General features: G+C 70.9%; 19 protein-coding genes. 11 read left to right on the top strand and 8 right to left on the bottom strand.

All coding sequences use genetic code 11. The features are described from left to right. Positions 1-69: 69 nt before the first annotated feature. Positions 70-639 (bottom strand): TetR/AcrR family transcriptional regulator, encoded by a 570-nt coding sequence (locus tag IEJ02_RS00885; RefSeq protein ID WP_191062854.1) that lies wholly within the window; start codon positions 637-639, stop codon positions 70-72. Between the two features lie 71 nt (positions 640-710). Between IEJ02_RS00885 and IEJ02_RS00880 the strand changes: the two genes are divergently transcribed. After that, positions 711-1,202: an FBP domain-containing protein gene (locus tag IEJ02_RS00880; protein WP_191062853.1), complete on the top strand. Its 492-nt coding sequence runs from the start codon at positions 711-713 to the stop codon at positions 1,200-1,202. A gap of 83 nt (positions 1,203-1,285) precedes the next feature. Here IEJ02_RS00880 and IEJ02_RS00875 read toward each other — a convergent pair whose 3' ends face one another. After that, positions 1,286-1,699: a spore-associated protein A gene (locus tag IEJ02_RS00875; protein WP_370466943.1), complete on the bottom strand. Its 414-nt coding sequence runs from the start codon at positions 1,697-1,699 to the stop codon at positions 1,286-1,288. Between the two features lie 252 nt (positions 1,700-1,951). On the opposite strand from IEJ02_RS00875, the gene IEJ02_RS00870 reads away from it, so the two are divergent. The 3 genes from IEJ02_RS00870 (at position 1,952) to tpg (ending at position 5,249) form a co-directional block, all read left to right on the top strand. Continuing rightward, a complete protein-coding gene (locus IEJ02_RS00870) occupies positions 1,952-2,191 on the top strand; it encodes a hypothetical protein (RefSeq protein WP_137976178.1) in 240 nt (79 codons plus the stop codon). A 155-nt stretch (positions 2,192-2,346) separates the two neighbouring features. Then, positions 2,347-4,686, top strand: a complete 2,340-nt coding sequence (tap, locus tag IEJ02_RS00865; protein ID WP_191062851.1) for a telomere-associated protein Tap — start codon at positions 2,347-2,349, stop codon at positions 4,684-4,686. 8 nt (positions 4,687-4,694) lie between these two features. Beyond that, positions 4,695-5,249 carry a telomere-protecting terminal protein Tpg gene (gene tpg / locus IEJ02_RS00860; RefSeq protein ID WP_191062850.1) on the top strand — a complete coding sequence of 185 codons (555 nt, stop codon included), beginning with the start codon at positions 4,695-4,697 and terminating at the stop codon, positions 5,247-5,249. A gap of 14 nt (positions 5,250-5,263) precedes the next feature. Here tpg and IEJ02_RS00855 read toward each other — a convergent pair whose 3' ends face one another. Then, entirely contained in the window at positions 5,264-6,151 is an 888-nt protein-coding gene (locus tag IEJ02_RS00855; protein ID WP_191062849.1) for an NAD(P)-dependent oxidoreductase, read from the bottom strand. A 55-nt stretch (positions 6,152-6,206) separates the two neighbouring features. Between IEJ02_RS00855 and IEJ02_RS00850 the strand changes: the two genes are divergently transcribed. Beyond that, positions 6,207-6,557, top strand: a complete 351-nt coding sequence (locus IEJ02_RS00850) for a winged helix-turn-helix transcriptional regulator (protein WP_137976176.1) — start codon at positions 6,207-6,209, stop codon at positions 6,555-6,557. Between the two features lie 18 nt (positions 6,558-6,575). Here the strand turns inward: IEJ02_RS00850 and IEJ02_RS00845 are convergent, their stop codons facing one another. From IEJ02_RS00845 to IEJ02_RS00835, 3 genes are all read right to left on the bottom strand, one after another. After that, the gene (locus IEJ02_RS00845; RefSeq protein WP_317985691.1) at positions 6,576-7,316 is read right to left on the bottom strand and encodes a TetR/AcrR family transcriptional regulator; all 741 of its coding nucleotides are present in this window, start codon (positions 7,314-7,316) and stop codon (positions 6,576-6,578) included. Positions 7,317-7,366: 50 nt separating this feature from the next. Further along, positions 7,367-7,792 (bottom strand): VOC family protein, encoded by a 426-nt coding sequence (locus IEJ02_RS00840; protein WP_191062848.1) that lies wholly within the window; start codon positions 7,790-7,792, stop codon positions 7,367-7,369. Positions 7,793-7,995: 203 nt separating this feature from the next. Continuing rightward, entirely contained in the window at positions 7,996-8,739 is a 744-nt protein-coding gene (locus IEJ02_RS00835) for a class I SAM-dependent methyltransferase (RefSeq protein ID WP_191062847.1), read from the bottom strand. 246 nt (positions 8,740-8,985) lie between these two features. Here IEJ02_RS00835 and IEJ02_RS00830 point away from each other — a divergent pair, with 246 nt between their 5' ends. Beyond that, complete coding sequence (locus IEJ02_RS00830) at positions 8,986-9,150, top strand: hypothetical protein (protein ID WP_223863188.1); 165 nt, start codon at positions 8,986-8,988, stop codon at positions 9,148-9,150. Between the two features lie 185 nt (positions 9,151-9,335). Here the strand turns inward: IEJ02_RS00830 and IEJ02_RS00825 are convergent, their stop codons facing one another. Beyond that, positions 9,336-10,322: an alpha/beta hydrolase gene (locus IEJ02_RS00825; RefSeq protein ID WP_191062845.1), complete on the bottom strand. Its 987-nt coding sequence runs from the start codon at positions 10,320-10,322 to the stop codon at positions 9,336-9,338. Positions 10,323-10,539: 217 nt separating this feature from the next. Between IEJ02_RS00825 and IEJ02_RS48140 the strand changes: the two genes are divergently transcribed. The 3 genes from IEJ02_RS48140 to gap all read left to right on the top strand — a co-directional run bounded on the left by IEJ02_RS48140 (position 10,540) and on the right by gap (position 17,220). Beyond that, on the top strand, positions 10,540-15,078 hold the full coding sequence (locus IEJ02_RS48140) for a phosphorylase family protein (protein WP_317985690.1): 4,539 nt from the start codon (positions 10,540-10,542) through the stop codon (positions 15,076-15,078). A 64-nt stretch (positions 15,079-15,142) separates the two neighbouring features. Beyond that, entirely contained in the window at positions 15,143-16,090 is a 948-nt protein-coding gene (locus tag IEJ02_RS00815) for a GlxA family transcriptional regulator (RefSeq protein ID WP_191062844.1), read from the top strand. Positions 16,091-16,221: 131 nt separating this feature from the next. Further along, a complete protein-coding gene (gap, locus tag IEJ02_RS00810; protein WP_191062843.1) occupies positions 16,222-17,220 on the top strand; it encodes a type I glyceraldehyde-3-phosphate dehydrogenase in 999 nt (332 codons plus the stop codon). A gap of 72 nt (positions 17,221-17,292) precedes the next feature. Here the strand turns inward: gap and IEJ02_RS00805 are convergent, their stop codons facing one another. Next, positions 17,293-18,144: a helix-turn-helix transcriptional regulator gene (locus IEJ02_RS00805; RefSeq protein ID WP_191062842.1), complete on the bottom strand. Its 852-nt coding sequence runs from the start codon at positions 18,142-18,144 to the stop codon at positions 17,293-17,295. A gap of 324 nt (positions 18,145-18,468) precedes the next feature. Here IEJ02_RS00805 and IEJ02_RS00800 point away from each other — a divergent pair, with 324 nt between their 5' ends. Together IEJ02_RS00800 and IEJ02_RS00795 are read left to right on the top strand one after the other, a co-directional pair. Next, complete coding sequence (locus IEJ02_RS00800; protein WP_191062841.1) at positions 18,469-19,638, top strand: ATP-grasp domain-containing protein; 1,170 nt, start codon at positions 18,469-18,471, stop codon at positions 19,636-19,638. 259 nt (positions 19,639-19,897) lie between these two features. Then, complete coding sequence (locus IEJ02_RS00795) at positions 19,898-22,636, top strand: non-ribosomal peptide synthetase (RefSeq protein ID WP_191062840.1); 2,739 nt, start codon at positions 19,898-19,900, stop codon at positions 22,634-22,636. Positions 22,637-22,653: the final 17 nt, after the last annotated feature.

Genomic DNA, 22,653 nt, shown 5'->3' with positions numbered 1-22,653 from the left:
TCAGGGATGTATGGGTGGATGGTTCGGATTCGCCGGCGCGCGGACGCGCGATGAGCGATACGCGTCTCGTCAGGGCGCGGGCCAGTTCCGCAGCAGGGCGTCGAGGGCGTCCAGCGTCCGCGACCAGCTCTCCTGGCTGTCGGGGGCGCTGTGGCTGAACCCGCCGGCCATCTCGAGGCTGACGTAGCCGTGGAAGACGCTGCCCAGCAGCCGGACCGCATGCGTCTGGTCCGGTTCGGCCAGGTCGTAGCCGCGCAGAATCGCCCGGGTCATCTGTGAGTGCCTGATCCCGGCGCTGGCGGCCGCCGTCTCCGGGTCGAGCCTGAGCCGGGCGGCGGTGTAGCGGCCGGGGTGCTCGCGGGCGTAGTCGCGGTAGACGTTGGCGAAGGCGATCAGGGCGTCCTTCCCGGCCCGGCCCGCCAGGGCGTCGGCGGCCCGGTCGGCGAGCTCCTCCAGGGCGAGCAGGGCGATCCTGGTCTTGAGGTCCTGGGAGTTCTTCAGGTGCGAGTAGAGGCTCGCGACCTTGACGTCGAACCGCCTGGCCAGCGCCGAGACGGTCACCTGGTCGAAGCCGACCTCGTCCGCCAGCTCCGCCCCCGCCCGGGTCAGGCGTTCCGTGGTCAGTCCTACCCGTGCCATACCCATCCTCTCCTCTGCCACGACCGATTATGCGTTTGCCTAAACGGTTTAGGCAAATTAGCGTGCGGTTCATGAAGCCGATGACTGAACAAGAGATCCGTGCCGCGTTCGTGAACTGCACCAAGGGCGAGGCGAAGCGCCTGTCCGTCCCTCGCGACCTGGCCGACCGGCCCTGGGACGACCTGGACTACCTCGGCTGGCGAGATCCGCAGGCCCCCGACCGTGCCTATCTGGTCGCCGTGCTGGACGGCCGCCCGACCGCCCTCGCGCTGCGCTGTCCCGGCCCCGCCTCCTGGCAGGCGCGGCGCAGCATGTGCTCGATGTGTCTGACCGCCCATACGGGCGGTGTGTCCCTGATGGTGGCGCCGAAGGCGGGGAAGGCCAGGCAGCGGGGCGACTCGGTGGGCGCCTACATATGCAGCGACCTCGCCTGCTCGCTGTATGTGCGGGGTAAGAAGGACGCGGGCGCCGGATCACGCCCGCAGGAGTCGCTCACCCTGGAGGAGAAGATCGAGCGGACCGTGGCGAACGTCGCCGCGTTCCTCGCCAAGGTGACCGCGTAGCTCATGCCGCCGGGCGGCGTCACGCTCCTCCGACAGCGGTGCCCCGCACGCCACGGCGTGCGGGGCACCGAGTGAGGCGGAGGTCAGCCGCAGTTGGTGTTGGCCTTCTCGAAGCGCACACCGTCGATCCAGCCCCACCAGTCCACGCAGGTGCCTCGGGCGTTCGTGTAGATGGGCCCGGCGTAGGAGCGGTAGTTGCCGCTGTCGTAGATGTTGTGGATCTCCGTGTCGCTCCGCGAGAGGTAGATGGTCATCGGAACCGGCTCACCGGCGACGTTCCGGATCGCGACCAGGCAGTTCTTGCCCGTGGCGGAGCTGTAGGTGAGATACGCCGTGCCCTTGTCCCCGACCTCGGTGGAGTTGACGACCGTGTAGCCGGAGCCGCAGGCGCCGTTGTACGCCGCGTGCGAGGGCGCCGCGGAGGCCGCGGGCGCGGCCACCATGAGGGCGGCCGCGCCGGCGCCGGTCACTGCCGCGACGGCCAGGGCGCGCTTGATGTGGGTCATGGGTGGGTCCCCGTTCGTATGGTGTCGGTGCTGTCGGTTGAAGTGCCGTGGGTGGATTTCCCGGTCACTACGACCCGTCACCCGGCCCTCGAGTTGTCCCCGTGCACCGTTACGGCTCCGTCCCCACTGTCACCAGCCTGTAACGGGGGATCGCACAAGAAACGCAAGCCGAAAAGAGCCCGGTGCTGCCGAGGACGCGTCTCTCTTAGACTGTGCCGGTCCCCAAGTTGATCGGAGCACCATATGCGTCGCCTTGCCGCCGCCCTTTTGGTAATGACCGCTTTTGCCTCGCTCGCCGGCTGCGCGCAGGATTTCGACCGGGGCCCTGACGGGCAGGTGACCGACAAGGTCAAGGACGGGAAGAAGTTCTACTTGGTCGTCAAGCCGGCCAAGGGAGGCGAGGAGAAGAAGTTCCGCGTCAGTAAGTACGACTATCACGACTGCAATCGGGGCTCGAAGTACCCGAAGTGCGTTGACGATTAATCAGTTCGTCTTGACTGACGAGTTTGTCGTCACCCCCGATCGCCGGGTCGGCCGTCCCTTTCGGTCGACCCGTTTGCGATAGGAGTGATTGAGCGTGCGATGAAGCGTGCGCTGCGTCGAGCGATTGGGATAGGGTCTGCCCGGAGGTGAGCCCTGTGCCCGCTGAGGACGAGTTGTTCAGCGCTGTCGACGCGCTGCTGGAGCAGGTCGCCCAGGACGATCTGCCGGCACCCGCCGAGCGCAAGAGGCTGCGTGAGGCCGCCGGGCTGAGCCAGGCCGACATCGCCAGGGCGCTGGACATCCGCCGGGAAGCGGTGGGCAATTGGGAATCCGGCAGGACCGAGCCGCGGCAGCCGAAGCGCGCCGCCTACGCCCGGCTCCTGAAGGGCCTGGCCGCCCGCTTCCCCGCCCCGGCCGCGGAGGCGCCGGGCTTCCCCGCCCCGGCCGCGGAGGCGCCGGGCTTCCCCGCCCCGGCCGCGGAGCCGCCGGGCTTCCCCGCCCCCGCCGTGGAGGCGCCGCGAACGGGCTCGGCCCCCGCCGCCCCCGAGCCGTCGCCCCCCGACCAGGCCATCCCGGCGCAGACCCCGCCCCCACACCAGGGCCAGGCCCAGGGGCATTCCGTCGGGCGGAGTCATCACGCGCCCGGGGCGACCGCCGCACCGGACACGGCCCGGCCACCCGCCACGTCCCCGGCACCGCGGCGGGGCCGCCCGCCCCGGCCGGCCACTTCGCGGCGCCCGCACGCGCGGCAACCCGCGACAGCGCCGACGACCGCGGGTGCCAGGACCACCGCCGCCACCCCCGCCGTGGACCCGCGCTTCGCCAACGGCCCGCTGGCGGTCGTGGACTTCGCGGAGGGCCGGCTCGCGGCGTACTGCCCCGGCGGCCTGATCCTCGACGTCCCGGCCAAGTCCCTCCCCGCTCTCATGGAGTGGACTCTGGCCGAGGCGCGCCTGGGTGCCCCACGGCTGAACCGCAACGGCAGGGACGCCGACCCGGTGCTGGTGCTCACCGACGCCGCCGCGATGCGCTTCGGCCTCCCGGCCCGGCTGGCCGACGAGGAGCGGCGGGCGGGCAGGCTGTCCGAGGGCCACAAGATCCTCAAGCAGCTGGAGAAGGCCGACTGGCGGCTCACCCGGCGTGGACTCGGCCCGTGGGCGCGGATCTACCGCCCCGCCGAGGGCGCGCGGCGCGCCTGCGTCCAGCTGTGCGTCCTGGGCTGGGACGCCCTCGACGCGCGCTCCTGGGGCGAGGCCGCGCAACTGCCGCCCGCCGATCTGGCGCAGCTGCTGGGCACGTACGCCGACCGCGTCATGACCCCCTGCGGCTCCACCGCCGTCACCGGCCTGGAGCTGATGACCGCTCTGCACCCGCCCACCCGCGCCGGTGAGCCGGACAGCGACGGCCGGCGGCACAGCGAGCACAACCCCGGCTCCCTGGGCACCCAGCCGGTGCAGTGCGCCCCGCCCGAGGCCCCGGACGGCCACCCGCTCCTGGCCCACCTGCCGCGCTTCCACCAGCGCACCCCCGAAGAGGTCCTGGTGGAGGAGGCGTACGACTGGGCGCGACCGCTCACCGACGACGAGTGCGCCAAGCGCTATGTGGTGGGCATCGACGTCAACATGGCCTTCGCCGCGGCCGCCAACGGCACCGTCTTCGGCCTCGGCGCGCCCGTGCACGCCAAGCGACCGCCGTTCGATCCGAAGGTCCCCGGCTCATGGCTGGTGGACCTCTCCCACGTCGAACTGGATCCGCGCCTGCCGAGCCCCTTCACCCCGACCGGGGAGCGGCCGTCGGGACCCGCCTGGTACGCCACGCCGACCGTCGCCTACGCCGTCGAACTCGGCTACGGCGTCGCCCCCATCGAGGCGTACCTCCGCCCGGACAACGGCCGCTATCTGGACGCCTGGTACACACGGCTGCGGGACGCCTATGTCGCCACGATGGCCGACCTGGGGGTCACCACCGGCATGGAGCCGGCGGAGTTCCTGACCGCGATGGACGGCCACCGGCAGGCCGACCCGCGGATGGCGATCGTCCTCTCCGCGATCAAGGCGACCGTCAAGGGCGGCATCGGCAAGCTGCGCGAACGCCCCCGTGGCGGTGGCTGGCGGCCGGGCCGCCCCTGGCCGGCGCTCCAGCGCCCGACGTGGCGGCCCGACATCCGCGCGGCGGTCATCTCCAAGGCGCGGATCAATATGCACCGCAAGATGCTCAAGACGGCGGCGGCCACCGGTCAGTACCCGGTGGCGGTCCTCTCGGACTGCGCCGTCTACCCCTCCGACGGACCCAGCCCGCTGGACTTCCTTCCCCACAAGGACGGCAAACCGCTGCCGGGCGGCTTCCGGATCGGTGTGAGCCCGGGGATGGTCAAGCACGAGGGCACCCAGACGACCCTGTGGGCCGAGGGCGTGCGCGAGGAACACGGCGATGACCTCAACCTCGCCCGGTACATCAAGGACGGCCACGTCACCGCCGCGGACAACGGAGAGTAGAGACGACGATGGGCAAGCTCGGGGAGGGCCTGGACAAGGCGGTGGAGGGTGCCTTCACCCGTCCCGTCCCCAAGTCGGCCGGCGCGCAGATGCGCTATCTGGTCAGACAGCTCAAGGGCACCCGGCCGGTGGCCGATCTGCTCGGCATCTCCCAGCGCACCGTCGAGCGGTACGTCAAGGACCAGCTCAAGCGGCCCCGTAAGCCCCTCGCCACCCGCATAGAACGCGAGGTGAGGAAGCGGTGGCAGCCACAGGTGCGCGCCAGGGCCAAGAAACAGGCCGCCACCACCGGCGGCATCGTCCTCGACACCCGCGCACGCTTCGGCTTCACCGCCGCCCCCGGCACCACCGACGACGCCCGGCTGCGCCACATCACCCAGGCGCTGCCGCCGCAGTACGCCGCCCGCCTCTTCGACGCCCAGGAAGAGGGCGCCGCCGAACAGCAACTGCTCGACATCGCCGCCGAGGGGCTGCAGGAGATCTACTTCAAGGACCGCGGCCGCCGCGCCCAGGGCCTGCTGGTCGAGTTCACCGACATCGACTACATCGAGATCGACCTGTAAACCGACCTGGAATCTCAGCGGCGGCCCAGCACCTCGGCCACGCGAATGAACCCGTCCGTGCCATGCCCCAGCCCGATGGCGCGGCGGGCCATGCCCTCGGCCGCGCGTATCACGCCCGCGTCGATGCCGTGCCCCTCGGAGGTGTGGATGATATGGGCCATGGACGATGCGCCCGAGGTGATCGGGTTGCCCTCACCGGAGAAGGTGCCGCGGTCCATCTCCTCCGCTGTCTCTTCGAAGAGCGGCGGAAGGATCGCGCCGATGCCCTTGGCGAAGGGCGCCAACTCCCGCGCGCTGATCCCCTCCGCCCGCGCCACCGCCAGAGCGTGGGCATAGCCCGCCATCGCCGTCCAGAAGATGTCGAGCAGCGCGATGTCGTACGCCGCCGCCCGGCCGATCTCCTCGCCGAGGTGGGTATGGGCGCCGCCCAGCGCCTCCAGTACCGGCCGGTGCTCCTGGTAGAGGTCCGCCGGGCCGCTGTGGATGAACACCGAGGCAGGTGTGGAGATGGTGGTGGTCGGCGTCATGATCGCACCGTCGAGGTAGCGGATCCCGCGCCCGGCCGCCCAGTCCGCGGTGTCCCGGGCCCGGTCCGGAGTGTCCGCGCTCAGGTTCACCACAGTGCGTCCCTTGAGCGCGTCGGTGACCGCGTCCCGCCGCAGGATCGCATCCGACGCGTCGTAGTTCACCACACAGACCACGGTCAACGCGCTTGCGGCGACGGCCTCTTCCGCCGATGGCGCGGCAACCGCGCCCCGCTCGATCAGCTCCCGATCCCTGCCCGGCGTCCGGTTCCAGACCGTGATCCGCAGCCCGGCGTCCAGGAACGCACCGGCCAGGGCGCGGCCCATCGGCCCCAGGCCGAGCACGGTGACGGCAGACTGTTCGGAGTACATGGACATGACTCAACCCCCATATGGATATACGCGTACATAGCGCAAAGGAAATAGAGCGAAGATGACACGCAGCCGTGCTCAGGACACCAATGTCTGCGGAGTGACCGCCGCGATCGCCGTGATCGACGGCAAGTGGAAGACCGCCCTGCTCTGGGCGCTGGAGTCCGGTCCGTATCGCCCCGGTGAGCTACGCCGGCGGTTGCCGGGCCTCAGTGAGAAGGTTCTGACTCAGGCGCTCCGTGAGATGGAGACGGACGGGCTGGTGCACCGGGAAGTCCACGATGTGCTGCCACTGAAGACCGTGTACTCCCTCACCGCGTTCGGCCGCGACCTCTCCGAGGCGTTGGCCCCCCTGTCCGATTGGGGACACCGCCGCCTGGAGAAGCTGGCCGAGGCCCAGTCGGCACCCTGACGCAACGCCACCTCCGTGTCATCCGATCCGGCGGCCCTCCGACCGCCCGCCACCAGATTCGCCCGGTCGTCCGCCGCTGCCAAGTACCCACAAATAAGTGGGTACCGCGGATGGCACGGGGCCGGTGGTCCCCAGGGTCTCGCGCATCGTCGCCTCCGAGTCGGAGTCGGCATCTCCCGGGGCCGTCAGGTCCTGGTGTGGGGCGCCGGAAGGGCGACGGTGCGCAGCAGGGTCAGCGACGTGTCGAGTGCCGTTTCTCGATGGGCGATGCTGCCGGTGGACATCAGGATGATCACCCCCGCCCTGTACCGCGGCGACGAGTGCGGCCGCCGTACGGTCGGCATCCAGCTGCCGGTCGACCTCGCCGCTGTCCTGCATGCGCTGGACACCGGTGCGCAGGGCTGCCTGCCACTGGCTGATCAACTGGCCCGTGAGCGCCTGCGCGGCCGGAGTGGTGCGGCCCAGCTCGGTGATCAGCACGCCGAGTGGGCAGTTGACGCCCTGCAGCTCGTACCGCCGCACGACCGCGTCGCGCCAGTTCTGCCATGCCGACCATGTGTCCAGGCGGCTGATGTGCGGTTCTTGGTCTTCGAGGACGCGCTCGGCCTGGCGGGCGGCCACCGCCAGCAGCAGTTCCTCCTTTCCGCCGGGGAAGTAGTGGAAGATCTGGCTCTTGCTGGTCGCGGTGCGGGCTCGGATGTCGTCGAGGGTCGTTCCGGTGACACCCCGCTCGCGGATCTCCTCGGCCGCGCCCTGCACAATGCGGCGACCCGTGGCCCGACGCTACGTCGACTGCCCGGCCGCGCTCCTCAGAGCACCGGCTGGCCGACGCCCAGCAGGTTCCCCTCGCTGTCACGGAACCAGGCCCCGCGCTCGCCCCGGGCGCCCTTGCTGGGATAGTTCCCCTCCACCTCGGCGATGCCATCCCGGGTCCGGAACCCGGCCACATCGACGTCCTCGAACACCACGCCGCGCTGCCTGAGTTCCCGCACGGCCGCCTCGATGTCGTCCACTTCCCACGCCATCTGGGTGAACGTGCCGGACGAGGCTCCCGTCGAGCGGAAGAGGACGAAGTCCACGCCTCCGCAGCGATACAGCAACCCGCCGGGCCGTTCGTCAACCGGCTCCAGGCCGAGCTGCTCGGAATAGAAACGCCGCGCCCGGTCGAGGTCCTGCGCCGGAAGCCTGGTCGCCACACGTCCCCGGGCCAGAGCGCCCCTGTCGTCTGCGTTCATGCCTCCACTGTGCCGTGAGCGGTGGCCGGAGCAGTGGAGGCTGTGGGCGCGCCGTGATCTCGCCGCCGTTCTCCCAGGGGCTGTCCGCCGCGTTCGACTTCGCCATCGCGGCGTGTCTGGTGGCTGCGGTGGCGTCGAGCGGGTGGCCGACGTTTCGGTGCCCTGATCTTGGCTGGCTTCCACCGGCCCATACGGGAGCGCGGCTACTGGTTCGGCGGGATGCGGTAGACGGAGACGTGGGAGCGTGACTCGGCGGTGAATTCGGCGCCGGACCAGTCCGCGTGCCTGCTCTCCAACTCGAATCCCGCCAGCTGGGCCATCAGGTCGAGTTCGGCAGGCCAGATGTAGCGGTGCGGGCTGCGGGTCAGCCGGGCCTGCCGGGTGTCGTCGAACCGGAAGTGGTGGGAGACGACGTGCTGGCGCAGTACGTCATAGGTGTCCAACCCGATGTAGCCGGGCTCGGTCTGCCAGACGGTGGCCGCCTGGCCCGGCGGCAGCTTGCGCAGCTCGGGCACCCAGAGCTCGATCACGAACCTGCCACCGGGCTCGAGGTGGCGGGCGGCGTTGCGGAAGCACTCGACCTGCTCGGCCTGGGTGAGCAGGTTGGAGATGGTGTTGTAGACGAGATAGACGAGCGTGAACTTCCCGGGAGCCACGGTCGTCGCCATGTCGCCCACGATCACCGGGATCGTCGCTTCGTCGGCCCTGGTGCGCAACTGCTGGACCATCGGACGCGACAGCTCGATGCCGGTGACGGGGACCCCTCGTTCGGCGAGCGGGACGGCCACCCGGCCGGTGCCGATGGCGAACTCGAGCGCCGCTCCACCGCCTGCGAGCTCGGCCAGGCGGTCCAGCGTCGGCCCCAGGATCTCGGGCGCGAACATGCCCGTGCCGGGCGTGTCATAGCGCCGCGCGGCGTCGACGTCCCAGATCTCCTCCTGATTCATGCCGTCACCCTTCACCGCTGGGCTGCGCGATGTCCACTGAATTTGCCCCGGGTTCCGGGCCACGGGTCCGGGACCCGGGCCCGAATTCGCCCATGCGGCCGGTACCGCGCTCGACCTTCACACGATCCCCCCACGCCACCTTTGACGCGCTGGGGTGTGGCGGGCACTCGGCAGGGGTCGCCTGCTGAGGAAGGGGCCTTCGTCGTGATCGTTGTAGCGGTCTCAGTGCTGCCCACACTGGTTTTGATGCTGCTGGTCATGGACCGTGTCGAGGACTGGCTGTCCGGGGCGTCCTCGGCCCCGCGGCACGCACGTGAGCGGCGTCATCTGCGGTTGATTCCCGGCGGGGCGCGGGGATCGCGCCCCCGGCCGGCGGCCGCGTCGTCCAAGCGGCGGTCGGACGCCGCCTGAAGCCGGTGCCTGAGCGTACGCGTGGCTGGCGGGGCCTTACCGCTTCACCGGTCGTACGCCCGGGTGGGGGCGACGCTGGTGGCGGTCGTGGACAGCAGTCCGGTGATCGTGGCGCCGATGACCAGGAAGACCGGAATCCGTCCCGCACGGCTCATTCGGCGGGCCCCGGCTCGGTGTTCCTGGAGCTACCTGGGACTACTGGAGTGAGCGAGGAGGCGCCTGAGCCAGCGGGTACGGGCGTCGCGTGCGTCCTTGCTGATGGCCGCCTGCGGTGCCATGCCGTCGAAGCCGTGGTACGCGCCGGGCCATACGTGCAGTTCCGCCTGGCCCCCGGCCTGCCAGATCCCGTTCGCGTACGCCACGTCCTCGTCGCGGAACATCTCCGCCGAGCCGACGTCGATGAACGCCGGAGGAAGACCGGAGAGGTCCGTGGCGCGGGCAGGCGCCGCGTAGGGTGGCACGTCCGGCGCGCCGTAGCGGTCACCCAGCAGCGCCTTCCAGGCGGTCTCGCCGGAGATGAGGTCCCACGGACCGAGGCCCGACATCTGGTGGCTGGAGAAGGTGTGTCCGCGGTCGTCGAGCATCGGACACAGCAGGAGCTGCCCGAGGATGCCGGGGCCGCCGCGGTCACGGATCAGCAGGGCGAGGGCCGCGGCGAGGCCGCCGCCCGCGCTCTTCCCGCCGACGATGACGCGGTCCGCGTCGATGCCCAGTTCGGCGGCGTGCCCGGCGGCCCAGAGGAGCCCCGCGTAGCAGTCCTCCAGCGGTCCGGGGTACCGCGTCCGCGGCGCCAGCCGGTACTCGACCGAGATGACGGCCATGTCCAGCGGGAGGACCCATTCGCGAAGGATCCGCGGAAGTACCGACCATGCGTTGCCCATGATCATCGCGCCGCCGTGCAGGTAGTACAGCAGCGGCAGCGGCCCTTCGCGCCCGGCGGGCCGCACGCTCACCAGCGTGACATCGGGCCCGTCCCGCAGCCCCGGGACGGACAGCTCCGCCACCTCGAAACGGCCATCGGCCCGGAGGTCCTCGGCCGTCGGCCTGGGCCGGGTCGCGGCGTCCCGCTCCTGCCGGGCCGCGAGATTTCCCGGAGTGACCGGCTCTCTCGGCCCGTTGCCCAAGGACTGCAGCGCGACACTCAGCTCGGGGTCGAAGGGAGGCACCGCCATCGGCCTCGGGGCAGAGGGGCTTGTGTGGGGGAGGTCCATACCGCGCATCCAAGCACCCGGCACCGCCCCGGCGATACCGATGGTTGCCGCGGCTGGTACGTCCGTTGCGGCGCCGGGCAAGCGTTCGGTACCCCGCGCTGGTCCCCGCCCCAGGCGATCGCGGACGGTAGCATTTCGCCGCGGGCCGCACGAGGGTCGACCGTGGCCGGGGGGAGACGTGGAGAGCACCGGGCATCACAGCCACTCACTGGTCGTGCTGACCGCGCTGGACGTGGAGTACGAGGCGGTCCGGGCGCACCTGGTCGATCCGCGGCCGCAACTCCACCCGGCGGGCACCCTGTTCGAGGTCGGCCGGCTCGACGGTACGCCGTGGCGGGTGGCGCTCGCCGAGCTCGGCGACGGCAACCAGGGGGCGGCCGTGCTCACCGAGCGGGCGATCACCATGTTCCGCCCGCGCGCCGTGGCGTTCGTCGGAGTGGCGGGCGCCCTCAAGGGCGATATCCAGCTCGGGGACGTCGTCATGGCCACGCATGTGTACGCGTACCACGGCGGCAAGGACGAGGACGGCGAGCTCCACTCCCGCCCGAGGGTCTGGCCGGTGCGTCAGGAACTCGACCAGCTGGCCCGCATGGCCCGCAGATCCGGTACGTGGACCGAGCTGCTGCGGGACCGCCCGCCCGGCGGCTCACGCCCGGCCGTCCACCTCAAGCCCGTGGCCGCCGGTGAGGTCGTCCTCAACTCCGCGGACTCGCCCCTGCGGCGGCAACTGCGCCGGAACTACCAGGACGCCGCCGCCATCGAGATGGAGGGCGCGGGCGTGGCGCAGGCCGCCCACCTCAACGCCGCGTTACCCGCCCTGATCGTCCGCGGGATCAGCGACCGGGCCGACGGGAAGAAGTACGACGCGGACGCCGAGGGCTGGCAGTCCCGCGCGGCGCGCCACGCCGCCGCCTTCGCCTTCTCCGTCCTCCGTGAACTGCCGCCCGGTGGTGGCCCCGCCACCGCACCCGGGCCGGGCACTCCCACGGGCCCGGCGGATGCACCCTTCCCGGAAGGTCCGACGGCGCCGGTCCCGCACCCCTCCCAAGACGCGGGAACCCCACCGGACACCGGACCGGCCGCACACCGCCAACTCCTCCGCTGGGCCCGGAGGTTCGCGGACGACCTGGACCTCGTGGACTCCCCGCGGCCGGACGGCGACACCGGCTCCCCGCCGCAGCTCAGCGGTGGGCTGTATGTGCGGCGCGCCATCCAGGACCGGGTGGTGGGAGCCCTCTACGACGATGATCCGAAGGCGGTCCTGGTGACCGGGGACGCTGGAAACGGCAAGAGCAGCCTGCTGTGGGGCCTCGCCCGGGACCTGACCGCTCTGGAGGACGCCGAGGTCTTCCTGGTGAACGCCGCCTGGCTGCTGCGCCCCCTGGGCGGCGCCTCCGCAACGCCCATGCTGACCCCCGCGACCGTCGTGTCCGGGGCCACTCACGCCAGGACGCGGGGGCGCACACCCGTCGTGCTCCTCGACACCGCCGATCTGCTGCTGCACGACGACCGCCACGAGATGACGCTGCTCGACCTGTGCGAGGACCTCGCCGCCGCCGGTGTCCGCCTGGTGCTGACCTCCCGGCCGGAGGAGGCGAACCGGCTGCGCACCGGCTTCCTGCGGATGTCGCTGGGCCCCTACGACGACGGCGAGATCCCGCACGCCATCCGTGGCCACGCCGCGCTCTACTGCCCCGACGCCGTCCCCCGGGACGACGGGGCACGGGTGCGGAGGCTGATGGAGCCCGTGGCCCGCGGACTGCCGGTGCGCGAGGTGTGCCGCAGCCCCCTCCAGCTGCGGCTGCTGTTCGAACTCGCCCGGGACGACGGAGCGTTCCCCAGCGCCGAGATCGACGCCACCGGCCTCTACCGCCGCTACTGGGACCACCGGGTCGTCACCGACCGGCGCCATCACGGCAACCGCGGCGCCACGGCGCCGGAGGACCTTTCCTCGATCACCGGCGCGATCGCCGTCGTGCTGATGTCGGCCGGCCGTACCGAGCTGTCCCGCGAGGACCTGGTCGAGCGGCTCACCTCGCCGCACGGCGGCCCCCGCCCCGCGTGGCCGTACGAACCCGCCCGCGTCCGGTCGTCCCTGGACCTGCTGATCGACCGGGGCGTGCTGGGCAGGGGAGCCTCGGACGGCATCCACTTCTTCCACCAGACCATGTTCGAGTACGCGGCCGCGCGCGGCCTGCTGCACCTCACCGGGGCGCGGGCGCTGCCGTCGCTGTGCGAGTGGATCGGGTCCCACCCCCGTGACTTCTTCGTCGGGGCGATCCTCGAACAGCTCCTCATGCTCGCCGCGGGGTCCGAACGGTATCGCGACCCGGTACGGGACACGCTGATCCGCATGGCGGCGCACGAGGACGCCATGATCCTGCACACCGTCGCCGTGGCCGTCGCGGCGCGGAACCCGGCCGTGGGCGTGCCCGTCGAGCCCCTGCTCGCGACGGCGCCGCACGGCGTCGCGCGACGGTACGCGGTCCTGGCCCCGACCGTGCGCGACACGGACGTGGACGCCCTGCTGCCGCGGCTCCACGGGCTGTGGGAACGGAAGGAGCCCAGCCTGGAGGAGGCCGTGCTCGAAGCGCTGGAACGGCTGGCCGCCCAGAACTCGCTCGCGGTCCACGCCGCCCTGGCCGACTGGGGCTGCGTGAGGGAGCTGACCGGGCGTCGTACGGCCGGCGCGGGCCTCGACGTCCTGCCCCGGCTGCTCGTGCTGACGTCACACGTCGATGTGGCGTCAGCACGGACAGGTCTCATGGAAATGCTCGACTTCGCCCTGGCCCGTGGGCTGTCGGAGCTGGCGTCCGGCGTCATGACCCTATGGGCCAGGCACTGGGAAACACTGGGCTCGGCGGAGTGGGCCACCGCCGTCCAGGAGCGGCTCCGGCGCGTGCGCCTCGCGCGGAAGTCGTACGACGTCGAGCTCTTCCAAACGGCCCTGGCCAGGGTGGTGGCCGCCTCGTGGACCCATGACCACGGACTCCCTGGCGACCACCGACTCCCCGCCGACGACCCCGACCGCCCCGACAACCCCGACGGCGGTCAGGCCACCGCATCCCACCCCTGGCTGCGCCGCCTCGACACCGCGGTGGCGCTCCTCGAGGCGGACGACCACGACACCGCGGGCAACGCCGGACTCATCGCCGCCACAGCCATCCTGACCACGCTGCCGCACGGCCACTGGGCCATCGAGGCCACCCTCGACCGCTGTCTGGCGATGACCGGGCCGGGAGCGCCGCACGCACTCCAGCACCGGATGGTCTTCCCCCTGCTGCTCAGCGCCGACTGCCCCGCCGCGGAACGCCTCGTACACCGGCTCGCCGCCATGCTCAAGGCACTGCCCTGCCCCGAGAACCAGCCGGTCACGCCCTCGCAACGGCTCGCGCTCGTGGCCCGCCGCGTCCTCGCCCACCGGGACGTACCCCCGCACCGCGTCCGGCAGGTCCTGGAACACTCCGGCTGGGACGCCGACTCCGAGCTGTGGCTGTCCCGGGACGGCCTGGCCACACTCCTCCTGCCCGCCGCGCTCGGTGGCCACCCCACCGCGGTGAGCAGGATCGAGAAGGCGACGACCGCCCCGGCCGCCGCCCGGAGCCTCGTCCGCCAGTCCCTGCACCGGGCGGTCACGGACGCCGGGCCGCACACCGAGCGCCACATCGGCCTGCTGGTGAACCTGGCGCTCATGGACGCCGACACCGTGCTCCTGGAGGCCATCACCACCGGCCGGGCCAAGAAGGGAACAGGTCCATTGCCGCCCCTCGCCCATGAGCGGGTGCTGGCCGCACTACGGGCATCGGCCCCGGCACTCACCGGGCTGATCGCGGACGAGATCGCCGAGGGCAACAGCGGAAAGCGGCAGCGCCAGGCACTCACGCTCTGGGAATGCTCGGTGTCCACCGGCGTCCTCCCCGCGCCCGGCCTGACCGAACTCCTGCCGCGCTACGCCACCTTCTCCGACCAGAAGACCCGGGCGGCCTTCCTCGGGCTGGTGGGAACCATCGCGGCGCGCGAACCCACGCAGTACACCACGGCACACACCTTCCTCTCGGAGCTGGTGTTCGACGCCGCGGGCGGCATCCCCCTCCTCGACGACGCGTCGGCCGCCACCCGGAACGCCGCCCGCAAGGCCCTGCTCCACGCCGCCTGCGAGTCCGGCCCGCTCACCCCCACGGCCCTCACCACGGCCCTGGACCTGGCCTTCGCCCCACCGACCGACGCCGGACTGATCAGCGGGCTCGGTCAGCTGGTGCGGCGGCTCAGCGCCGCACACGGCGCGGCACCCGCCGCCGAACTGCTGATCCGTGTCATCGGCGCGGCCGTGGCCGCGCAACAGGGCCGTGCCGCGGAGAACCACCTCGCGAAGTCCCTCCGCGGCGCGATGGACAGCATCTTCGACCACGGTTCCCCGGCCGTGTACCGCAGACTGTGGGAGCACCTCAAGGAGCGCGGCCCGGAGGACGACGCCGACCGCGTGGTCTTTCCGGAGCGGTACGCCCTGGGGCTGGTGAGCTGCGCGATCCGCCGCTCGTACGCGACAACGCGCCAGGACCTGGAAGCACTTGTCGCCCATCCGCGGGTGCCGCGGCCCACCAAGATGTGGATCAGCGACCAGCTCAGCGCCCGCTCGCGGGAACACACCGAACACGACCTCAGCTGGGTGCTGGGTGGCCAGACGGCCTGGCGGCCAGTGGCAGGATGCTCGCGGTAGTCGTCATCGAGGTCACGGGTGCGCGCGGGGCCCCCGTTCGATCGCGGGAAGCCGAAGGAGCCCGATGAGCCGGAAGAACCACCACGTCGTCGTGCTCGTGCTCGACGGCGCGAAGCCACTCGACGTCGGCATCCCCGCGCAGGTGTTCTCCAACCGGCCGAGCATGCCCTATGAGCTGCGGGTGTGCGGCGCCGCGCCCGGACCGGTGACCGGTGGCGAAGGACTCTCGTACCACGTGGCCGAGGGCCTCGAGGCGTTCGAGCACGCCGACACCATCTTCATCCCCGGCTACCGGGAGCCGGCCGCCACGGAACCACCGGCGGCGGTGGTCAGCGCGCTCATGGCCGCCCACGAGCGTGGCACCCGGCTCGCGGCCATCTCCACCGGGGCGTTCGCGCTGGCGGCCACGGGCCTTCTCGACGGCAAACGGGCGACGACCCACTGGCACTACACGAAGGCTCTCGCCGAGCGCCATCCGCTCGTCCGGGTGGACGAGAACGTGCTGTTCGTGGACGAGGGCGACGTGCTCACCTCGGCGGGCGCGGCATCCGGTATCGACCTGTGCCTGCACCTGGTGCGGCGCGACCATGGCGTCGGGCTCTCCAACCATGTGGCGAGACGGCTGGTGGCGGCGCCCTATCGCAGCGGGGGACAGGCGCAGTACGTGCCCCGGAGCGTGCCCGAGCCGCTCGGCGACCTGTTCGCGAGCACGCGGGAGTGGGCTCTGGCGCACCTCGCCGAACCGCTGACGCTCGAAGCGCTCGCCCGCAACGCGCGGGTGTCGGCGCGCACCTTCTCCCGGCGGTTCGTGGAGGACACCGGCTACACGCCGATGCAGTGGGTGCTCAGGGCACGCGTGGACTTGGCCCGTGAGCTGCTGGAACGCACCGATCTGAGCGTGGAGCAGATCGCCGACCGGGTCGGGCTCGGCACCGGCGCGAATCTGCGTCTGCACTTCCACCGCATCCTTGGCACCTCCCCGACGGAGTACCGCCACACCTTCTCGGCCTGAGACCCCTTCCGAGCGCCGTTACGTGTGAAGGCCGCGGGGCGTGGCGGGATCCTTGCGTGTGGTGGCGTTCATGCCGCTGTTGGGCCGGGGTCCGGATGCCGACGATGGGGACGGAAACGAAAGGAATCTCCATGACCCGCATCGCCGTCAACGGATTCGGCCGCATCGGACGCAACACCCTCCGCGCCCTGCTCGAGCGCGACAGCGCCCTCGAGGTGGTCGCCGTCAACGACCTCACCGCTCCCGAGTCCCTCGCCCACCTGCTCAAGTACGACAGCGCGCTCGGGCCCCTCGGCCGCTCCGTCGAGGTCGACGGAACCGACCTCGTCGTCGACGGCCGTCGCATCAAGGTGCTCGCCGAGCGCGAGCCCGCCGACCTGCCGTGGGCCGAGCTCGGCGTCGACATCGTGCTCGAGTCCACCGGCCGCTTCACCGCGGCGGACGCCGCCCGCGCCCACCTCCGCGCCGGTGCCCGGCGCGTGCTGGTGAGCGCCCCCTCCGCCGGTGCCGATGTGACGCTCGCCTACGGTGTGAACACCGAGGCCTACGACCCGGCCGAGCACGTGATCGTCTCGAACGCCTCGTGCACCACGAACGCGCTGGCCCCGCTGGCCGCCGTGCTGGACGACCTGGCGGGTATCGAGCACGGCTTCATGACCACGGTGCACGCCTACACCCAGGAGCAGAACCTCCAGGACGGCCCCCACCGCGACCTGCGCCGCGCCCGCGCCGCCGGGGTGAACATCGTGCCCACCACCACCGGGGCCGCCAAGGCCATCGGCCTGGTGCTGCCGAACCTCGACGGCAAGCTGTCGGGCGACTCGATCCGCGTACCGGTGCCGGTGGGCTCGATCGTGGAGCTGAACACCGCGGTCTCCCGGGAGGTCAGCCGCGACGAGGTGCTCGCGGCCTACCGCGCCGCCGCCGACGGCAGGCTCAAGGGCATCCTCGACTACTCCGACGAGCCGCTGGTCTCCAGCGACATCACCCGCCGGCCGGCGTCGTCCATCTTCGACGCCGCCCTCACCCGCGTCGACGGAAAGCACATCAAGGTGGTGGCCTGGTACGACAACGAGTGGGGCTTCTCGAACCGCGTCATCGACACGCTCGAACTGCTCGCGCGCGACTGAGCACGCCGACCGACGGGCTGTGAGGGGCCGGGGCCGACCGGCTCCTCACCGTATCCAGAAGGGCGCTCGGGCTCAGGTACGGTCCGCGCCGCGCGGGGAGGGCCGGGTGCGTGTCGCGTGGATGGACCCGAGCAGATGCAGGGCCTCCGCGCTGCCGCTTCCGGGCTCCGCGTGGTAGATGACGAGTTGCTGGCCCGGGGCCTCCCGTATGTCAAACGCCTGGTAGCTGAGCGTGAGGGGACCGACGTCGGGGTGCAGGAACCGCTTGGCCTCCTGGGTCTTGCCCCGCACGGTGTGGCTGTTCCACAGGCGCGCGAAGTCCGCGCTGTCCTCGCTGAGGGTGTCCACGAGCTCGCGCAGGCGCGGGTTGTCCGGCTCGTGGCCCGCCGCTTGGCGCAGGTTCGCGACGGTGGCCTGGGCCGCCCGGTCCCAGTCCTGGTAGAAGGCGCGGCCCGCGGGGTCCGCGAACGCCATGCGGGCCAGGTTGTCCGCCGGGTGGAACGGCGAGTAGAGGGCGTCGGCCAGCGCGTTGGTGGCGAGGATGTCCAGGGTCCGGTTGAGCACGAAGGCAGGGGTGTGCGGATAGCCGTCGATCAGTTGCCGCAACCCGGGACTGACCTGGTCGGACACGTGGACGGAGGGGGTGTGGGGCACCGTGCCGCCGAGCCGGAACAGATGGTCCCGGGCGTCGCCGTCGAGGCGCAGCGCGCGGCTGAGCGCGTCGAGCACCTGCCCCGACGGGTGGCGCTCCCGGCCTTGTTCCAGGCGGGTGTAGTAGTCGGCGTTGACACCGGCCAGCACCGCGACCTCCTCACGGCGCAGCCCGGGAACGCGGCGGGCGCCGTGGCTCGCCATCCCGACTTCTTCGGGCCGCAGCCCTGACCTGCGGCTTCGCAGGAATTCTCCCAGGTCGTTGTCACCCATGCCGCCAGGCTACGAAACGCAGCGACCGGCTGCCTGGGTGTGTCGCACCCAGGCAGAGGGCGTCCTGGCCGGTCCGTGGCGCACTGCCCGGTCCCGGTGGCGTGGTTTTCTCCATGTAGTGCTATACGAGGCATGACCGGAATGGTGAATACACTCCATGAGCACGAATGGAATGAGAAATTCCATTCGCCCTCATTGCTTGGCTTGTGACTTGCGTCACAAGCGCATCCTCAATGGATCACATTTTCGTATCCCTGTGAAACGATGCCTCGGTACGGCAAATAACTTCTTCAAGTTTTGGCCAGCCGTAACGGGGAGGCGAGAATGCCGACGATGATTGTTATCGGGTACAGAGGCGATCTCGATCAGGCACTGCGGCGCCGCGGCATTGATCCTTACTATATTGTCCAGGCGCCGGCGAGCCCGCCGAAAAGTCGGAGATTCACATGGGTCGCCGACATGGAGAACGCCCAGGAAATTTTCCGGGCAGTGCTGGCCGCGGGCATTGACGATCCGGCCGGGGTGCTGAGCGTCCATGAAATGGGCGTATTCGGAGCAACCTACTTACGGCAGCAGCTGAACCTTCCCGGGAATGCCGATTCCGGGACGGCTCTCCGCTTCCGGGACAAGTACCTCCAGAAGAGCATGCTGCCGCCCCAGGTCAAGCGAGCGCGCTGCCGTCATGTGGCCGTGGGCACGTCGTTCACGGACCTCGCCGACGATCTGGGAGAGGTCTTCGTGGTCAAGCCGGCGACCGGGGCCGGCGCTCTCCGTACGAACATCGTCCGCACCCCGGAGGAGTACGCACAGGCCCTGACGCCCTTCACCGGCCAGTCGGATGTCGAGATCGTCGCCGAGTCCTTCATGGACGCTCCCGAGGTCTATCTCGACGGCGTCTGGGAAAAGGGAGGCCTTCGGTGGTCGTCCATGAGCGGCTATCACACCTCACCGCTCAGGGCCGTACAGGGCGGCATTCTGTCCGCGTACCTCCTGGACCGGAGGCGGCATTCCGCCTTGTTCCAGGAGATGGAGACGCTCGCCGGACAAGCGCTCGCCAGCCTGAACGCGCCTGATTGCGTATTCCATATGGAAGCGTTCGCGACAGAAGAGGGGCTGACCTTCGGCGAGTGCGCCATCCGCCTCCCCGGGGCGCTGTCCCCTCGGGTCAACCAGCTGACATACGGCGTCGATCTCTTTGACGTCGAAATCAGCCTCGCGCTGGGGGAGGGGGCGACTCGGGCCCTGGCCGACCAGCGCACGCCGGAGCGCTTCCATGGATACATTCTTCTGCGTCGCCCCAGCGGACGCGATGTGACCCAGAGCGACTTTGAGCGGAACTTCCTTTTCGATGAGATCGTCTACGATGCATCGCCTGATGCGCCGGTCGGGCCGTATGGCCGCGTGGGACAGGCCATCGTCTCCGATCCGGATGAGCTGAAACTGCGGAAGACGATCGAGGACGTCGTGCGATTCAATGAGGTCGGATCCACCTGATCTGACGGCCGGACCGGCCGGGCCACCGGCCCGGGACACCCCGGCGCCGGCGCGATCGCGTCACCTCGATCAGACGTGCCGCGGGCGCCGAGCTCCGCCCGCCCCGGCCGCGTGCGGCCGTGCCCCGCGATGCGCACCACCGTCGATGGGGATGTCACAGCCCGGCCCTGGTGCCCCTCCTCCGGCGCGGCGTCGCGCCGAGCGCCCCCAGCCCTGCTCGCCATGGTTTTCCGTCCCTTCCGATCGGAGGACTTCCCCCATGCCGGATCAACGTCATGCTTCGACACTCCCGCAGCTGCTCGAGCGTGCGGCCCGCGACACGACTCACGGCATCACGTTCATCGGCGGCCCGTTCCTCTCCTACGGCGAGCTGCGGGAGTGCGCCTGCCGGATCGCGCAAGGGCTGCGGGAGCGCGGCACCGCCCCGGGCGACCGAGTGCTGATCGCGGCCAGTGATCCGGAGATCTTCTTCCGCGCCTTCTGGGGATGCGTACTCACCGGTGCCGTACCGTGCCCGATCGCGCCGCCGGCCGACCCTTCCCGGTGGCGTGCCCAGCTGGAGCAGCTGCGCACGCTCCTGGGCGACCCGTTGGTGATCGTGTCCAAGACGGCTCATGGAGAGCTGCCCGAGGCCGGACTGCGGTCCGTGACGGTCGAGGAGCTGAGCCACGCCGCCGCCGGGCCCGATCAGCTCCATGCGCCCGCGCCGGACGATCTCGCCCTGCTGATGCTCACCTCCGGGTCCACCGGATCGAGCAAGGCGGTCAGGCTCACCCACGCCAATCTGCTGGCGGCGCAGGCCGGTAAGTCGGGGGCGCTGGACCTCGGGCCCGACGACACCTCATTGAACTGGATCTCGGTCGATCACATCGCCGCCATAGAGGCGCATCTGCTGCCGATGTTCAACGGCGCCGCCCAGGTCATGACGGTGCCGGCCACCGTGCTGGCCGACCCCGTGGAGTTCCTCAGGCTGCTCACGGCTCATCGGGTGAGAGTGACGTTCACCCCCAACTTCCTCTTCGGGCAGATCAACCAGGCACTCGCCGGGCGGCCCCCGTCGCGGCAGGAGGTGGACCTGTCACAGGTGCGGCACATCATCTCCGGCGGCGAGGCCACCGTGACCGCCACCGTACGGGCGTTCCTGGACACGCTCGCGCCCTACGGGCTGCGCGGAGATGTGATCGTGCCCGCGTTCGGGATGACCGAGACGTGCGCGGGCAGTGTGTTCAACCGCGACTTCGCCACCCGTGACCGGGAGACGGAGTTCCCCCCGCTGGGCCGCCCGGTGCGTGGCCTGCGGATTCGCATCACCGACGACGACGGCACGGTGCTGGCCTCCACCGACCGGCCCGGAGCGGCCGAGCCGGGGGAGGTGCAGCTGCACGGCCCGATGGTCTCGGGCGGCTACTTCGGCGATGAGCGGGCCACCGCGCAGGCGTTCACCGCCGACGGCTGGTTCCGCACCGGAGACCTGGGCCACCTCGACCCCGACGGCCGGTTGATGCTGGTCGGGCGCACCAAGGACTCCATCATCGTCAGCGGTGTCAACTACTACAGCCACGACCTGGAAGCGGTCCTGGACGAGCTGGACGGGGTGAAGCGCGGCCACGTCACCGCGTTCCCGATCCGGCCCGAGGGGGCCGACACCGAACAGCTCGCCATCGCCTTCGTTCCGGCGGGCGACCCCGCCGACGAGATCGCCGTGTACCGGGCCATCGTGGCGATCCGCAGCTCCACCGTGATGCACTGGGGGTTCCGTCCCCAGCTGATCCTCCCCGTCGCCGCGGACGAGATCCCCCGTGGCAACCTCGGCAAGATCCAGCGGTCCCGGCTGCGCGCGGCCGTCGAGGACGGAAGCCTGGACGAGGCGGCCCGCCGGTCGGACGAGATCAGCACCCGGTTCCTCGGCGGCCATGTGGCGCCGGAGGGCGAGGTGGAGGCCGCACTGGCCGAGATCTATGCCCGCGTCCTGGACACCAGGGCGGTGTCGGCCACTGCTGGCTTCTTCGACCTGGGCGGCACCTCGCTGGACGTGCTGCGGCTCAAGCTGGAGATCCAGGCCGCGTTCGGCATCGAGGACGTGCCGATGTCCACGCTCCTCCAGGCCCCGACCGTACGAGCGCTGGCCGGCCGCCTGACCGCCGGGCAGGGCGCCGGCGGGGACGCCACCTACGATCCGCTGGTGCCGCTGCAGATCACCGGGGACGGGACGCCGCTCTTCTGCGTCCACCCCGGTCTGGGGGAGGTGCTGGTATTCGTCAATCTGGCCAAGTACTTCACCGGCGAGCGGCCGTTCTACGCGCTGCGGGCCCGTGGATTCGGGGAGGGGGAGACCCACTTCGGGTCGTTCGACGAGATGGTGTCCACCTACGTCGAGGCCATCCGGCGGGCGCAGCCCAGCGGCCCCTACGCCGTCGCGGGGTACTCCTACGGCGGGGCGGTGGCATTCGAGATCGCCAAGCGGCTGGAAGCCGACGGCGACAAGGTCGACTTCGTGGGCGTCTTCAACCTGCCACCGCGGATCTCCGACCGCATGAACGAGATCACCTTCACCGATGGCGCGATCAACCTGGCGCTCTTCCTCGAACTCATCGACGCCACCGACATCGAGCGGCTGACCGCCACCCTCCGGCCACTGCCCGAGGCCGATCAGCTGGCCCATCTGATCGACCACGCCCCGAAGCGGCGGCTGGCCGAACTCGACCTCACCCTCGAGCGGTTCGCCGACTGGGTGCACCTCGCACAGAGCATGGTGCACCTGGGCCGCACCTACGAACCGTCGGGCTCGGTCGGCCGGGTGAAGGTCTTCTACTGCACTCCGCTGCGCGGCACCAAGGAGGAGTGGCTGGACCACCAGCTCAGCCACTGGGACGAGTTCACCCGCGACCCCAACACCTATATCGAGGTCGAAGGGGAGCATTACACCCTGATGAGCCCGCGGCATGTGCACACCTTCCAGGCGACCCTGCGGCACGAACTGGCCCGCGCGCTCGGCTGAGAACCGGGAAAGGCAAC

Source organism: Streptomyces sp. 5-10 (assembly GCF_014712245.1).
In the GTDB taxonomy this organism is placed as follows: Bacteria; Actinomycetota; Actinomycetes; order Streptomycetales; family Streptomycetaceae; genus Streptomyces; species Streptomyces violaceusniger.
This window is presented reverse-complemented; position numbering and strand designations above follow the sequence as displayed.

Excerpts from the sequence above, each read along its gene's own strand:
- IEJ02_RS00885 (WP_191062854.1), bottom strand. The coding sequence starts at position 639 with ATGGCACGGGTAGGACTGACCACGGAACGCCTGACCCGGGCGGGGGCG.
- IEJ02_RS00880 (WP_191062853.1), top strand. The coding sequence starts at position 711 with ATGAAGCCGATGACTGAACAAGAGATCCGTGCCGCGTTCGTGAACTGC.
- IEJ02_RS00870 (WP_137976178.1), top strand. The coding sequence starts at position 1,952 with ATGCGTCGCCTTGCCGCCGCCCTTTTGGTAATGACCGCTTTTGCCTCG.
- tpg (WP_191062850.1), top strand. The coding sequence starts at position 4,695 with ATGGGCAAGCTCGGGGAGGGCCTGGACAAGGCGGTGGAGGGTGCCTTC.
- IEJ02_RS00855 (WP_191062849.1), bottom strand. The coding sequence starts at position 6,151 with ATGTCCATGTACTCCGAACAGTCTGCCGTCACCGTGCTCGGCCTGGGG.
- IEJ02_RS00850 (WP_137976176.1), top strand. The coding sequence starts at position 6,207 with ATGACACGCAGCCGTGCTCAGGACACCAATGTCTGCGGAGTGACCGCC.
- IEJ02_RS00840 (WP_191062848.1), bottom strand. The coding sequence starts at position 7,792 with ATGAACGCAGACGACAGGGGCGCTCTGGCCCGGGGACGTGTGGCGACC.
- IEJ02_RS00835 (WP_191062847.1), bottom strand. The coding sequence starts at position 8,739 with ATGAATCAGGAGGAGATCTGGGACGTCGACGCCGCGCGGCGCTATGAC.
- IEJ02_RS00830 (WP_223863188.1), top strand. The coding sequence starts at position 8,986 with ATGCTGCTGGTCATGGACCGTGTCGAGGACTGGCTGTCCGGGGCGTCC.
- IEJ02_RS00825 (WP_191062845.1), bottom strand. The coding sequence starts at position 10,322 with ATGGCGGTGCCTCCCTTCGACCCCGAGCTGAGTGTCGCGCTGCAGTCC.
- IEJ02_RS00815 (WP_191062844.1), top strand. The coding sequence starts at position 15,143 with ATGAGCCGGAAGAACCACCACGTCGTCGTGCTCGTGCTCGACGGCGCG.
- gap (WP_191062843.1), top strand. The coding sequence starts at position 16,222 with ATGACCCGCATCGCCGTCAACGGATTCGGCCGCATCGGACGCAACACC.
- IEJ02_RS00805 (WP_191062842.1), bottom strand. The coding sequence starts at position 18,144 with ATGGGTGACAACGACCTGGGAGAATTCCTGCGAAGCCGCAGGTCAGGG.
- IEJ02_RS00800 (WP_191062841.1), top strand. The coding sequence starts at position 18,469 with ATGCCGACGATGATTGTTATCGGGTACAGAGGCGATCTCGATCAGGCA.
- IEJ02_RS00795 (WP_191062840.1), top strand. The coding sequence starts at position 19,898 with ATGCCGGATCAACGTCATGCTTCGACACTCCCGCAGCTGCTCGAGCGT.